Raw genomic sequence first — 14,027 nt, forward strand, 5'->3', positions numbered from 1 at the left:
AGCGGGCCGGGCACGCGCACCGTGGGGCGGCGGAGGCGAGGCTCGGTCGCCGGTCGGACGACGACGTCAGCGCGTGATGCCCTCGATGCGCTCGGTGTCGTCACCGTCGGGCCGGGGAGCGGACACGGGTACGGGCCCGGTGGGCGCGGTCGCGTCGACACGCGGATCGTCGTGCCGCCTCGTGCGGGGCCTGTCCGACGTCGTCTCGGCCCGCGGACCCGCGAACCTCGGCGGCGTGACGACCATGGCCAGCACACCGGCGACGGCGAACTCGAGCGCCGCGAACCCGCCGACCAGCAGCGGGTCGGGTCCGACCTCGGTCAGTCGCCCGGGCCCGGCCGAACCCGAGGCCGCCCAGGCGAGCAGGCCCAGCAGCACTCCCCCGACGAGCCCGCCGACGACCGCGACGACGATGCGGCGGACCAGGTCGTCGACTCCGTGCCCGGCGAGCATCCGCTGCAGCTTCGGCCTCAGCAGCGTCGCGCAGACGTACGCGGCGACGACCGGCACCAGCAGCCCGACGAAGCCGAACGTCAGGTCGGCGGTGGGCAGGGCGCCGAGGAAGGGGATCGCGGGCATCGGACCGACGGCGGTGCCCAGGGGCGAGATCGACGACCCGGTGCCGATGGCGAAGCCGGGGCCGACCAGCCACGACGCCGCCCAGACGACGACGTCGGGGAGCAGCGCGAGTTGACCGAGCGTCAACGCGAGCCCGCCGAGGAGCCCGCCGTGCGCGCCTTCGTACAGGGTGATGATCTCGGCGTAGTTCGTCACGATCAGCACGGAGACGATCAGGGCCGACACGGCGAGCACGGTCGATGCGGCCACGGCCCCGAGACGCAGCCCGGCGGCCGCGATGCCGGTCACCTGTCCGGGCAGTCGGGACAGCAGCCCGATCACGGCACCGGTGACCGGGTCGGCGACCTCGCCCCGACGGCGGCGCGTGATCTCGGCCATGGCCACGACGGGCACGGCGTAGACGAGCGCGGGCAGCAGCGTGCCCTGCCACAACGACGGGCGCGCGAGCTCGTGCTGTGCGGAGGCCGCCAGGGCCAGGGACAGCAGGGCGAAGGTGCCGATCGTGACGAGCACGCCGGTCACGCGGTGGGCCGTCTCGGCGGCGGCACGGCCGGCGCGGACCCCCATCAGCACCGTGAGAAGGGCGAAGCCGAGCGCGGCCAGCGAGACGACGATGGGGGCATCGGCCCCGGGGATGCCCGTCGCCGCGGCCGCGTCGGCGCTGAGCTGGACGGTCAGGTCGGCACCGTGCCCGACGAGCCACGAGTCCACGGCCGCGCGCCAGAAGACGATCCAGTCGATCTGCAGGCCGTACTGGAACGCCCAGAGCGAGGTCAGCACGACGAGGGGGATGCCGACGCCGATGGCCACGACGAGCAGGGCTTCGAGCGCGGAGAAGAGGGCGGTGACTGGGCGGTTCATCGCGAGCGACTGTACCGGTGCCGACCGGGGCCGGCCTGCTGCCCCGCCGCCCGCGACGACGACACCGGTCGGCACCCGCACCGCGCCCGCGCCGCGCCCCACGGACGACGACGGGCGTGTCCGTCGTGACCGGGCGTCCGAGGACGACCGGCCGTGACGAACACGCCCGTCGAGGAGGCGCGGGTCGGCCCCTAGAGAGAGGCGTAGACCTCGCGGAGCAGGGCCGCGGTCTCGCTCGGCGTCTTGCCGACCTTGACGCCGGCGGCCTCGAGTGCCTCTTTCTTGGCCTGGGCGGTGCCGGCCGAGCCGGACACGATCGCACCGGCGTGACCCATCGTCTTGCCCTCGGGGGCCGTGAAGCCCGCGACGTAGCCGACGACGGGCTTGGTGACGTGCGCCTTGATGTAGTCGGCGGCGCGCTCTTCGGCGTCGCCGCCGATCTCGCCGATCATGACGATCGCCTTGGTGTCGGGGTCGGCCTCGAACGCCTCGAGGGCGTCGATGTGGGTCGTGCCGATGACCGGGTCGCCGCCGATGCCGATGGCGGTCGAGAAGCCGAGGTCGCGCAGCTCGAACATCATCTGGTAGGTCAGGGTGCCCGACTTCGAGACCAGGCCGATGGGCCCCGAACCCGAGATCGAGGCGGGCGTGATGCCGACCAGCGACTCGCCCGGCGTGATGATGCCGGGGCAGTTCGGGCCGATGATGCGGGTCGTGCCGCCCTTGGCCTTGGCGAGCGCCCAGAACTCGGCGGAGTCTTGCACCGGGATGCCCTCGGTGATGACGACGACGAGCGGCACCTCGGCCTCGATGGCCTCGACGACCGCGTCCTTGGCGAAGGCCGGCGGCACGAACACGATCGAGACGTCGGCACCGGTCTCGGTGACGGCCTCGGTCACGGTGCCGAAGACGGGCAGCTCGACGTCACCGTGGGTGACGGTCGTGCCGGCCTTGCGGGCGTTGACGCCACCGACGACCTGGGTGCCGGCCTTGAGCATGAGGGCGGTGTGCTTGGTGCCCTCGCCGCCGGTGATGCCCTGGACGATGACCTTGCTGTCCTTGTTGAGGAAGATCGACATTGTTCTCTGCAGTCCTTACTTCGAAGCCAGCTCGGCGGCCTTGTCGGCAGCCTCGTCCATGGTCGCGACGACGGTGACCAGCGGGTGCGCCGCCTCCGCCAGGATGCGTCGACCCTCGTCGACGTTGTTGCCGTCGAGTCGCACGACGAGCGGCTTGGTGGCCGCGTCGCCGAGGATGCCGAGGGCGGCGACGATGCCGTTGGCGACCGCGTCACAGGCGGTGATGCCACCGAAGACGTTGACGAAGACGCTCTTGACCTGGGCGTCGCCCAGGATCACGTCGAGCCCCGCCGCCATGACCTCGGCGCTCGCTCCGCCGCCGATGTCGAGGAAGTTGGCGGGCTTCACGCCGCCGTGTGCCTCGCCGGCGTAGGCGACGACGTCGAGCGTCGACATGACGAGCCCGGCACCGTTGCCGATGATGCCGACCTCGCCGTCGAGCTTCACGTAGTTGAGGCCCGCAGCCTTGGCCTTCGCCTCGAGCGGGTCGGCCGCATCGGCGTCCTCGAGCTCGGCGTGGCCGGGGTGACGGAACTCGGCGTTCTCGTCGATGGAGACCTTGCCGTCGAGGGCGACGATGTCGCCCTGCTCGGTGAGGACGAGCGGGTTGACCTCGACGAGCGTGGCGTCCTCGCCCTCGTAGACGGCGTAGAGCTTGACCAGCACGGGCGCGACCTTCTCGATCAGCTCGTCGGGGAACCCGCCGGCCTTCGCGATCTCGGTGGCCTTCGCCAGGTCGATGCCCGAGCGGGGGTCGACCTCGATGCGCGCCAGCGCGTCGGGCTTCTCGACGGCGAGCTGCTCGATCTCCATGCCGCCCTCGACGCTGCAGAGCGAGAGGTACGAGCGGTTGGCGCGGTCGAGTAACACCGAGAAGTAGAACTCGCGGGCGATCTGGGCGCCGCCGGCGATCATCACGCGCTTGACGACGTGGCCCTTGATGTCGAGCCCGAGGATGTCCTTCGCCGCGGCTTCGGCGTCGTCCGGGGTCTTCGCCACCTTGACGCCGCCGGCCTTGCCGCGGCCGCCGACCTTGACCTGGGCCTTCACGACGGTGACGCCACCCAGCTTCTCGGACGCCGCTCGCGCCTCCTCGGGGGTGTCGGCCACGATGCCGGGCAACACGGGCACGCCGTACTGCTCGAACAGGTCTCTGGCCTGGTACTCGAAAAGATCCACGCTGTTCTTCCAATCCGCATCGCTGCGTCGTCTCACCATGATCCGTCTCGACATCGAGCCATCTCGACATGAAGACATCTGGGCCAGCGGTCAGCCTAGCGGGCGACCCGAGGGGTACGCCGAGCGTCGCGTCTGCTGTGAGCATCGGCGGCCACCGATGACCTGGGGAGTAGACGAGAGACACCCCGACAGAACGAGAAGACGGAGACACGCATGTCGAAAGAGAAGAACCTCGCCACACAGGAACGCATCGGCGAGATCCTGACCGCCCGTGAGATCGACCGCCTCGGCGAGGGCTTCCACGCCGACGTCGTCGACCACGACCCGGCCCCCGACGCACCCGCCGGCCTCGCGGGCATCCAGGCCTTCTGGACCGAGTTCTTCGCGGCCTTCCCCGACGCCGACCTGGGCGTCGAGACGCTCGTCGCCGACGACGAGAACGTCACCGCGGTCTTCACGATCTCGGGCACGCACACCGGCACGTTCCAGGGCGCCGAGCCCACGGGCAAGTCGTTCACCGTGCGCGGCATCCAGGTCGGCCGCTTCGACGAGGACGGCCTGCTGGTCGAGCGCTGGGGCGCCACCGACGAGGCCGGCCTCAAGCAGCAGCTCGGCCTGGCCTGAGCCGCTCCCCCATCACCCCGCACCGCTTTCGAGAGGACGCATCATGAGCGACACCAACACCCCCGCAGCATCGGGCGACCAGCCCTACGACCAGGCCGACGAGTTCGCCGAGTCCGAGCAGATCGCGACCAACGACGCCGTCGCCGGCGAGACGGTCTTCCCCGGCGTCGGCGAGACCTTAGAGCGTCCTCTCGTCAACCAGGGGGCGCAAGAAATGCGACGGGCCGCCAGCCGTGCCTTGAGAACACGACTGACGGCCCTTTCAGTTACTAGGGCGTCCGCACAATCTTGTTGCCGGCAACGGGCGTCTGGTAAGAAGTAGCCTTGTTCTTGACGACCAACTTCACTACATTGCCTTGCCATAGGCCCGTTGTAGCGTTACCTGCCGCGATTCGCGTTACGCCGCTCCAAGAGCCGCTCAGCGAACCTGTCCCGCTGTAGCCCAGGTTTCGGCCGCCGGAGGTAAGGCATGCCCCGCTGGTTGTGCAGCCCGGGGACGTCCAGTAGACGGCCCGTTGGAGCCCCGAAGCTTTGTTCACTGCCACTGCGGAGAGAACCTGCCCTTGTTCGTCGACATACTCCTCGACGTGAACCGATGGACTAGCCAGGGCACTGGTCGCTTCGATGCTTTGGCGGGTCTGTTCCCCGCTGTTGTCCTTCAGCCAGTCGAGGGCCTGCTCGTATGACGTCGTGGGCGGTAGAACAACTGGCCCCTCAGTCGTGGCAGTTGCGGCACTCGCGGGCCCAGCGCCTAGTGCGCTTAGAACGATCATGGTGGCCGCCCCCAAGAAAGCCGGCTGGCGAGAGTTCTTCATCTTTATCCCTCATTTCGAATCGATATTTTCGATTTGGCATGACGCTACTCGTCGAAGCGGAATTGCGGAAGCGCACTTTGCCTCCGCGGGCCTTCGATCTCCTCACCGAGCACTGGGCGTAACCGACGAGGCATGCCTGAAGCAGCAGCTCAGCCTGGCCTGAGCCGCTCCCCCCACAACCCCGCACCGCTTTCGGAAGGACGCATCAGGAGCGACACCAACACCCCCGCAGCATCGGGTGACCAGCCCTACGACCAGGCCGACGAGTTCGCCGAGTCCGAGCAGATCGCGACCAACGACGCCGTCGCCGGCGAGACGGTCTTCCCCGGCGTCGGCGAGGGCAACGACGGCCCGACCGGTGGCGCNCGAGTTCGCCGAGTCCGAGCAGATCGCGACCAACGACGCCGTCGCCGGCGAGACGGTCTTCCCCGGCGTCGGCGAGGGCAACGACGGCCCGACCGGTGGCGCGCCCCGCGAGGGCTCGCCCGAGTACGCCTCGAACGACCTCGAGGGCGACGAGATCGACCTCGACGAGACCGAGTGACCTCGATCACCGCCGCCTGACGACGCCCCCGTCGCGAGGCGCGACGGGGGCGTCGTCGCGTCACGGCTCCTCCCCCGGCGGTCGCCGACGCCACCCGTGCACAGGAGGCGCGGTGCCGGCCTCGGCTGCCGGGGTCGCTGCCCGATCGTCGGTGCATGACTTCACCACACAGCGCCCTCCATCCCCCCAGACGGCGCCTCGCGCTCGCCCTCGCCCTGTTGTTCTCCGTCGTCGTCGCCCTGCTCGGCCACGCCCCGGCCGCCGCCGTCACCGGCACGGGACTCGGCCCGGGCCACCTCTGGCGCGGCGACGACGTCTCGTGGCTCGGCACGTACCGCCTCGACGACGGCACCCAGGCGTTCTGCCTCGAGGCCGGCAAGAGCTCGCCCGTCGGCAACCACTACGACACGACCACGGGTGGCGACGTGATCGGCGTCTCGACCGACGACCACGCACGCCTCGCGTACATCGCCCGCACCTGGGGCGGCACGACCGACGCCGACACGGCCGCCGCGGGACAGCTCGCTGTCTGGACCATCACCGGCCTGAACGGCCACACGCAGCGGTACTACGCCGGCCGTGCCAACGAGCGGTGGCCGATCGTGCTCGAACGCGCGAACCAGATGCTCGCCGAGGCCTCGTCCGCCGCGTCGAAGTCGGTCGCGGCAGCGATCACCGTCGAGCTCTCGGACGACGGCAAGGGGCTCATCCGCCCCGACCTCACGGTCGACCGCGTGGCGGGTGGGCCGACGACCCTCGAGCCGACGCACGTGGGCACGGTCACCCTGGACGGAGCCGTGTTCGCGGACGGCTCGACCACGGCCCTCGTCCGCAACGGCGAGAGCGTGCCCGTCAGCGCCACCGGTGATGCTGCCCAGCTCACCGTGAACGCCTCGGTCGAGTTCGTCGACCTGCCGTACGGACGGGAGACCACGGTGGGGAACAGCCCTGCCGGCTCGCAGATGATCCTGTTCTCGGGCGGGGTCGCGGCATCCGCTTCCGAAACGGCGAGTGTCGAGCAGCTGTCACCCCTGCCGTTCCAGCCGACGGTGTCGACGATCACCAGCGACACCGTGGCCGAGACCGGGACGGTCGTCACCGACCAGGTGACGCTCGGCGTGCGGCCCGGTGAGGGGCTCCTGTCGGAGTGGGGACGGTACGACGACGCCGGCACCTGGCGCCCCGTCCCGGTCACGGTGCGCAGCCGGCTGCTGGGCCCCTTCCTCGCCCCCGTGACCCCGGCGGCCGAGTGGCCGGACGACGCTCCGTCGGTCTGCGAGGTCGCCCTCGACGTGTCCGACGGTCCGGGCACCTACTCGACGCCGGGCTGCGAACTGCCCGGTGGCGGGTACTACACCTGGGTCGAGACCATCGATCCCTCGGACACGCCGGTCGAGGCCGGGCGTGACCGGGTGGGTTCCTGGCGGTCACCGTTCGGGGTGGCGACCGAGACGACCTTCGTGCCCTGGACGCCGACCATCTCGACCGTGGTGTCCGACGCCGAGATCGACCCGGGTGCCTGCGTCAGCGACGAGCTCACCGTCGTCGACCTGCACCCCGACGTGCCCGGTGGGGTCGACGTCGAGTCGGTGCTCGTCGGACCGTTCGCCGAGGCCCCGGTCGTGGGAAGCGACCTCGGTCCGATCGACCGTCTCGACCCGGGCCGCGTCGTGGCCCGCGAGACGGTGACCATCGGCGAGGACGGCACGTACACCACACCGTGCGTCGCCCTCGAGCGACCCGGCACCTACGTCTTCCTGTTCTCGTCGGAGGGGTCGGCTGTCGGCGATGACGGAAGCCAGGTCGTGCCGGCCTTCGCCGACACGACCGTCTACCGGAGCGAGATGGCGACGGTACGGCAGCCGGCCCCGTCCGAGGCTCCTGCTCCCCCGGCAGGGCTAGCCTTCACCGGTTCGGAGGGTGGCGGGCAGGCACTACTCGTCGCCCTCGGAATCGTCGGGACCGGCTTCGTGCTCGTGGCCGCGGCCGCGGCGAGTGCCTTCCACGTGCGGAGGCGCCGCCTCGCCGAGGGCTCGGACGCAGCCTCCCTCGCGGTCGATGCCGGGGCGCTGTCGTCCTTCGGGCTGGGCGAGGCGCGATGAACCCCCGGGTGCGGGTGCCGCGAGTCGGTCCGGCCTCATCCGGCCCGATCGAACGGCACCTGCACCCGAACGGCTTGACCGCTCCCGTCGTCCACGAGGGCGAACCCGGGTGTCGGCCGGTCGGCGAGGTCGGACTTCGTCAGCCGGAGCCCCACCTGGTCACCTTCATTGGGCAGCTGTGGGCTGAGCGCGGCGCCGCACCGGTTGTTCCTCACGTCGACCTGCCAGCCGGCCCACCCCGCCAAGACCTCGCCGGTCGTCCCTGCCACGACGAGCGCTCGACCGGTGTCGGGGCACGACCGGAGGAACTCCGCGAGCCAGTCGGCCGCAGGGCAGTCCTTGAGCTGTTCGCCGTCGTCGATCACGAGCACACGGGGGCCGTCGTCGTCGGCGAAGAACGGGGCGAGGAGGGCCTCCTCGACGGTCCGGGTGGTGATCACCGCGACCACGCCGGGCGACCCCTCGAACGCCCTCAGCGGCGAGCGCCGTGGCGCGACCACGACGACCCCGACGCCCTGGGCGGTGAGCGACCGGACGACGGCGCTCAGGACGGTGCTGCGCCCGCTCTTCGGGGGGCCCGTCACGGCGTAGCTGCCGGGGCCGTCGGCCAGGTCCGGCCCCATCGGCACGAGGTCGTCACCACCGACGCCGATCAAGGCGAAGACGGCCGCCGGGTCCGCCGCGATCCGTCGGGACCAGGCGTCGTCGAACGAGATGGGGCCTGCCAGTTGGTCGACGCGGAAGGGCCGACGGCCGCCGGGAACGTGACGGTCACGGTGAGCCGCCTCGGCGCCACGTCGTCGCAGGGCTTCGGCCTGCGCCTGCCCCGTGGCCTCGGCGTCGATCAACGCGACCTGCGTCTCGATCGAGGTCTCCGCGGTGAAGCCCCGCCCCGGGGGCAGGACATCGGGAAGTGCTCGTACGTTCAGTCCGGCGAGGGCGTAGTCGGCCCGGTCGGTCAATCGCAGGAGCAGCTTGTCGTCGACCAGGGCCGCGAGCCGGCCGGCGACGAGTTGACGGTCACCCGTGACGAGCACGTGGACACCGGCGGCGGCGCCCTCACGCAGCAGCAACCCCACCTGGTCGACGAGCTTGCCGTGCTCGATCTCGGCGAAGGTGCCGGTGAACCCTTCCCACCGGTCGATCATGACGACGAGGTGCGGCAGCCGGTCGATCTCGGGAGCCGTTCGCCGCTGCTCGACCACCCCCGCGTGGCCTCCGGCCGCGAGCACCTGCTGCCGACGGTAGATCTCGTCGACGAGCTTCGTCAGCAGGCGTCGGACCCGGTCGAGCTGGGTCCGCTGGACGACGGCTCCGACGTGCGGAAGGCTCTCGAGCGGCAGCAGGGCACCACTGCCGCAGTCGATGCCGAAGAGGTGGACGTCGGCGCAGCTCGTGCGGTCGGCGAGGGAGGCCGCGATGGTGCGCAGCACCTGCGAGCGTCCCGTGCGGGGGGCGCCGACGACGAAGAGATGGCCCAAGGTCTGCAGGTCGAGCGCGGCCGGGGCCTGATGCTGAGCGGCCGGGAAGTCCTGCCTGCCGAAGGCCAGCAGGGGCACGTCTCCCTCGACGCACGCGCCGGCGTCCTGGCCTCCCGGGGATTCTGCGAGGTCGTCGAGGACGAGCCTGTCCGGCAAGGCGTCGAGCCAGGGACGGTGCGGGCGCGGGATTCCCAGACGAGCGGAGGCGGAGGCGAGCGCGTCGACGAGCTCGACCAGGTCGGTACGACCGACGGACTCGGTCGACGCTCGTGGCGGCGGCTCGGCCACGACCCGCCCGAGGTCGTCCCAGCCGAGTGGACTCGACCACACCTCGGGCACGACGTCGGCCACCACGCCCGGACGTCGGCCACCGACACGGCCGGCCTGGAACGGTACGAGCGCGCTCGCACCCAGCCGGACGAAGGCGCGGCCCGGTGTGGACTTGGAGATGCCGGCCGCGTCACCCGCGTCGATCACGTCGCTGCTCTCGCCTGCATCGGTCACGCGCAGGGCGATCCTCAGGTTCGTGTTCGCCCGGATGTCGCCCGTGACGACGCCCGTGGGCCGTTGCGTCGCGAGCACGAGGTGGATTCCGAGAGAACGCCCGCGCTGGGCGATGTTGACGAGGCCGGTCACGAAGTCCGGCAGCTCTCGGACCATGCTCGCGAACTCGTCGATGACGATCAGGAGGCGGGGCAACGGAGGCCTCGCGGCGTCGCCGACCGCGCCCTCCACGTAGTCCTCGAGGTCCTTAGCCCCGACGTCGGCGAGGAGGTGCTCGCGGCGTCGGAGTTCGGCCCCGAGCGAGTGCAGTGCCCTCTCGACCAGGTGCGTGTCGAGGTCGGTGACCATCCCGACGGTGTGGGGCAGCGGTGCGAAGTCGCGGAACGCGGCACCGCCCTTGTAGTCGACGAGGACGAAGGTCATCGACTCCGGGGTGTTGGCGGCGGCGAGCGCCGCGACCATGCTCTGCAGCAACTCGGACTTGCCGGACCCGGTCGTACCGGCCACGAGACCGTGGGGTCCGTCCCGGCGGAGGTCGAACGAGAACGGCCCGTCGAGGCTCTCTCCGATGACGACCTCGGTCGTGGGGCCCGTGCGAGCCCACCGGTCGAGCACGGCCTCGGGAGTGGGCGGTTGGAGCTGCAGCACGTCGAGCAGTCGCGATCGGGCCGGGAGTCCGCCCGTTCCGCCGCCGTCGTCGACGTCGACCAGCGGGGCGACGGCCCGAGCGACGGCCGCGAACCAACCGGCGGGCAACAGGTCGGCCTTGACCTCGTGCACGTCGGCGGTGCGGTGCACGTCGAGGGAGTGCCGCGTGGGGCCGCAGGTGACGACGGCGACGCATTCCTCGGGAAGGGACCGTCGTTCGGTGTCGACGCACACCGCGTACACGCCGACGGAGGGCCCGTCGCGCAGGACGCGGACGAGCCCGGGCAGTGCCCGCAACCGCCGCGCACCGTCGACGACGAGGACGATGTCGGTCGACGCACGGAGCGTCCCCCGCGATTCCCGCACCGCCCGCTGGCGGGCGTCGATCTCGGCCCCCAGCTCGGCGATCCGACGCGCGACGGTCTCGGCGTCGTTCCCCACCCAGACGGTGGCCGGCCGACCGTTCTCGGGACGGGCGTGGGGGACGTGGGCCAGCCAGGACCAGTCGTCGCCCGCAGCGTGTTCGGTCAGGACGACGAAGCGTACGTCACGGGGGCTCTGGGCGACGGCGAGCTGAGCCAGCATCCACGCGACGAGAGGCCTTGCGTGTTCGGATCGGCCTGCCACCCCGACGACCCCGTGGTCGGCCAGATCGACGGTCACGGGCACGTCGACGGCAGGGCGGGCGACGGTTCGACGGTGCTCGAGTTCGGCCGGGTCCTCGATGGTGACGCCCGAGGGCAGATCCGCGGTGCCGATCCTGACGCGCAGGTGGTCCGGATCGTCACGACGGCGTTCCCACAACCGCGAACGACGCCGGGCGGCGATGTCGAGCACGGTCGCGGCGTCGGGGCTGAGGTGTCGCAACTCGCGCTGCAGCTGCCGCACGGCGCTCTCGGCATCCGCCGCCACCGCCTCCTTCGTGGCCTGGTGGTCGGCGAGGCGCTGCCGGTGCGAGACCTTGCCGTTGCGCTTGTCGTAGAGGTAGTTGCCCATCATGACCACCGGCGACATGAGCCCGAAGGCGAGGAAGGCGACGTTCCCGAACACGGTGACCATGACGACGGCCATCAGCATCGGCGCGAGCGCCGCGACGATCGGCAGGGGCCGTTTCGTCCCCTGCTGGGGTTCGGCGGGGAACCGGAACGTCGTGGTCGGCGGCTCCGGCAGGAGGCGCGGGGGGCGTGCGTGGTCGAGGGTGCCTCCGCCTTCGCTCACGGTGATGGCGGCGGACGGGTGCCCGGCCGGGGCGACGGCGAGGAGGGTGTCGCCGATCGTGATGACGCAGTGTTCGTCGACCGCGGCCGTACCTCGGACGGGAACACGGTCGACGAGGACGAGTGGACCGCGAGCCTCGTCGTCGGACTCGGGGAAGGCCTCCGCCGTGGGGGTCAGCGCGAAGCGCCCGGCGCCGTCGAGTTCGATCGTCGCGACGATCGGGGGCACCCGCGGGTCGTCCAGTCTCACGCCCGCGTCCGGACCGCTGCCGAGGTGGACGAGCCCGACGTCGACGACGTGGATCGTCCCGGCACCGCGACCTCCGATGATGCGGATGGTGGGCAGGTCGTCGGGAAGGCGGAGGTGCATGGCGGGGCCGCCGAGGCCGAGGACGGCGCCGTCGAGCAGGACTCCCGAGCTCAGGCGCGCGGTCGGATCGACCGGGACGCCGTCGACGGTGATGCTCCCGGGCTCGACGGTCGGGGCGTGCCGCGAGTGACCGAGTGACGACACGAGGTGCCGTGCCACGGCGTCGACTGTGGCGTCCGGATCGACGAGGATCGAGCGGTCGGCCCGGTGGCCGGTCGGGACGTGCAGGACGGTGACGATCAGCCTCACGCGGCGGGCACCACGCTGATGCCGTCCACGAACACGTCGACTTCGTCGATCATGCCCGGGACGCCCTCCGGCCCGCCGACCTGGCAGGTGACGCGGAGGTCGTACGGCTCGACCCGGAAGGCGTAGACGAGCGTGGCGTGGAGGCCGGCGTCGCCCTCGACGACCGCGTACCGCACGCCTCGGAGCCCCTGCCCGAGACCACTCGCTTCGACCTGCTCGACGACGGGAGGCTCGACCGCGGCCACGTCGCTGTCGAAGACCATGGCGCGGAGGGCGAGATCACGATCGCCCTCGACGAACCCGTACTGGACGCGCAGCAGCGACGGAGGGGTCGCGATGTCGGGCAGGTAGAGATACCGGCGTTCGTCCTCGGGCGACCAGCGCGCGAGGGCCGAGAGCACCTCCGTCAGCCAGGACCGGGAGGCGCGGGTCGACACCTCGGATCGCTCGGCCACGGTGCGCACGGTCGTCTTGATCCACGATCGCGGCGCGCGGTGGCCGTCGTGCGGCCAGGAGGTCGGAAGGGCCACCCAGGTCTCGGGGTCGTGCCCGATGAGGATGTCGAAATCGGTGGTGGCATCGGTGTCGGTTTCGGTCACGGTGCAGGTCGCTTTCTGTGGCAGTCGAGGAAGTTCAGGCGAGGGGCCGGTCGGTGACGAGGCGCCCATCGGCGTCCCGCCAGCGGAAGGTGCTGAGCATGGCGTCGAAGACGTCGTTGAGGGCGTCGACGATGCGGGTGCGTGCGTCGGCGTCCGGTTCTGTTTCTGTTTCTGTCGCGGACTCGCCCGAGGCGGTGACACCCGCCTCCGCGGACCCGATGGTGAGGACGAGGGTGACCAGTCGGTCGTCGTGGCCGGCGACGCGTGCCAGGACGGTCCGACGGCGGAGCGGTGTCAGGTCGGCGGTCTCGTCCAGTGCGGAATGGGCGCCCGATGGCGGTGCTTCCGTTGCGGGGTCGTCCCAGACGACGGCGGGATCGCCGGCGAGGACGAAGGGAGTTGCCCCGTGGGTGGCGACCCGTCGCAGCAGCAGCCGGTCGAGGTCGGCATGCTCGGACCGGGTGACGGGCACGGTCGCGACGACGATCGAGCACACGACGTCGGTGCCGGGCAGCGGGCCCGCACTGAGGTACGAGTCGAGCACGCGGCCGTTGACGTCTGCCACCAGAGCCCGTCCGAGCGCCGACCCGAACCGCAGCCGCCAATCGTCGGGAGCCGTTCCGGTTCCGGGGGCGGGCTGGTCTCCCAGCTGTGCGGCGACGAACGCCGCTGCGTCCGGCGCATCCATCCCACCCGGAACCCGGACGAACCCCGGAGGCACGACGATCGAATACGACGCCGCCACCGTCCCGGCCGTCCGCCCCACGTATCCCGCGCCGCTCATGACTGGTCCTCGGGGCGAAGTCCAGCCCTCGCAAGACGGGGGCCGTCACCACTCTGGGCAGCTTTGAGTTCGCGCCGGACGACGATGGATCGGACCGCCCTTTCGACTCCCAACGCGAAGAATGCGAGACACTCGGCCGCCAGCACGAGCGCTGCCGCGAACGAATCGCGAGGCCACTCAGCCAGCTCGAGGAAGAAATGGGAGTGGGCCCACGCGTAGAAAGCTCCGAGTCCACACCAGAACGACAGCACCCAAGGTTGGAGTGCAAAGTCGAGTGATTCTGCCCTCTTGCGGTACACGATGACGAGCAAGATCATCATCGCTGCGGTCACCAACCAAGAAATGCCCGACGGCAAGACGAACGGGGGCCAGCCTTCGCTGGCTTGAAAAAG

At 71.1% G+C, this 14,027-nt stretch carries 9 protein-coding genes; 3 read left to right on the forward strand and 6 right to left on the reverse strand.

All coding sequences use genetic code 11. The features are described 5' to 3' along the window. Nucleotides 1-66 precede the first annotated feature (66 nt). The 3 genes from ASG28_RS10620 to sucC form a co-directional block, all read right to left on the reverse strand. Complete coding sequence (locus ASG28_RS10620; RefSeq protein WP_200925285.1) at nt 67-1,440, reverse strand: cell division protein PerM; 1,374 nt, start codon at nt 1,438-1,440, stop codon at nt 67-69. Between the two features lie 191 nt (nt 1,441-1,631). Then, complete coding sequence (gene sucD, locus ASG28_RS10625) at nt 1,632-2,519, reverse strand: succinate--CoA ligase subunit alpha (protein ID WP_055974883.1); 888 nt, start codon at nt 2,517-2,519, stop codon at nt 1,632-1,634. Nucleotides 2,520-2,534: 15 nt separating this feature from the next. Then, nucleotides 2,535-3,698 (reverse strand): ADP-forming succinate--CoA ligase subunit beta, encoded by a 1,164-nt coding sequence (gene sucC, locus ASG28_RS10630; protein WP_055974887.1) that lies wholly within the window; start codon nt 3,696-3,698, stop codon nt 2,535-2,537. Nucleotides 3,699-3,911: 213 nt separating this feature from the next. On the opposite strand from sucC, the gene ASG28_RS10635 reads away from it, so the two are divergent. The 3 genes from ASG28_RS10635 (at nt 3,912) to ASG28_RS10645 (ending at nt 7,783) form a co-directional block, all read left to right on the forward strand. Further along, complete coding sequence (locus ASG28_RS10635; protein ID WP_055974889.1) at nt 3,912-4,322, forward strand: ester cyclase; 411 nt, start codon at nt 3,912-3,914, stop codon at nt 4,320-4,322. 43 nt (nt 4,323-4,365) lie between these two features. Next, nucleotides 4,366-4,644, forward strand: coding sequence for a hypothetical protein (locus ASG28_RS16430; RefSeq protein ID WP_157485699.1), 279 nt, complete (start codon nt 4,366-4,368; stop codon nt 4,642-4,644). Between the two features lie 1,192 nt (nt 4,645-5,836). Then, complete coding sequence (locus tag ASG28_RS10645) at nt 5,837-7,783, forward strand: thioester domain-containing protein (RefSeq protein ID WP_056051171.1); 1,947 nt, start codon at nt 5,837-5,839, stop codon at nt 7,781-7,783. Between the two features lie 35 nt (nt 7,784-7,818). Here the strand turns inward: ASG28_RS10645 and ASG28_RS10650 are convergent, their stop codons facing one another. The 3 genes from ASG28_RS10650 to ASG28_RS10660 are packed head-to-tail and all read right to left on the reverse strand — an operon-like array spanning nt 7,819 to nt 13,416. Then, nucleotides 7,819-12,252 (reverse strand): FtsK/SpoIIIE domain-containing protein, encoded by a 4,434-nt coding sequence (locus ASG28_RS10650; RefSeq protein WP_055974898.1) that lies wholly within the window; start codon nt 12,250-12,252, stop codon nt 7,819-7,821. Beyond that, nucleotides 12,249-12,851, reverse strand: coding sequence for a hypothetical protein (locus ASG28_RS10655; RefSeq protein WP_055974900.1), 603 nt, complete (start codon nt 12,849-12,851; stop codon nt 12,249-12,251). Before ASG28_RS10655 ends, ASG28_RS10650 begins: the two co-directional genes overlap by 4 nt. Nucleotides 12,852-12,885: 34 nt before the next feature. Then, nucleotides 12,886-13,416: a hypothetical protein gene (locus ASG28_RS10660; RefSeq protein ID WP_157485700.1), complete on the reverse strand. Its 531-nt coding sequence runs from the start codon at nt 13,414-13,416 to the stop codon at nt 12,886-12,888. Nucleotides 13,417-14,027 lie beyond the last annotated feature (611 nt).

The sequence above is a fragment of the Frigoribacterium sp. Leaf415 genome (genome assembly GCF_001424645.1).
GTDB lineage: Bacteria > Actinomycetota > Actinomycetes > Actinomycetales > Microbacteriaceae > Frigoribacterium.

Excerpts from the sequence above, each read along its gene's own strand:
- ASG28_RS16430 (WP_157485699.1), top strand. The coding sequence starts at position 4,366 with ATGAGCGACACCAACACCCCCGCAGCATCGGGCGACCAGCCCTACGAC.
- ASG28_RS10620 (WP_200925285.1), bottom strand. The coding sequence starts at position 1,440 with ATGAACCGCCCAGTCACCGCCCTCTTCTCCGCGCTCGAAGCCCTGCTC.
- ASG28_RS10645 (WP_056051171.1), top strand. The coding sequence starts at position 5,837 with ATGACTTCACCACACAGCGCCCTCCATCCCCCCAGACGGCGCCTCGCG.
- sucD (WP_055974883.1), bottom strand. The coding sequence starts at position 2,519 with ATGTCGATCTTCCTCAACAAGGACAGCAAGGTCATCGTCCAGGGCATC.
- ASG28_RS10635 (WP_055974889.1), top strand. The coding sequence starts at position 3,912 with ATGTCGAAAGAGAAGAACCTCGCCACACAGGAACGCATCGGCGAGATC.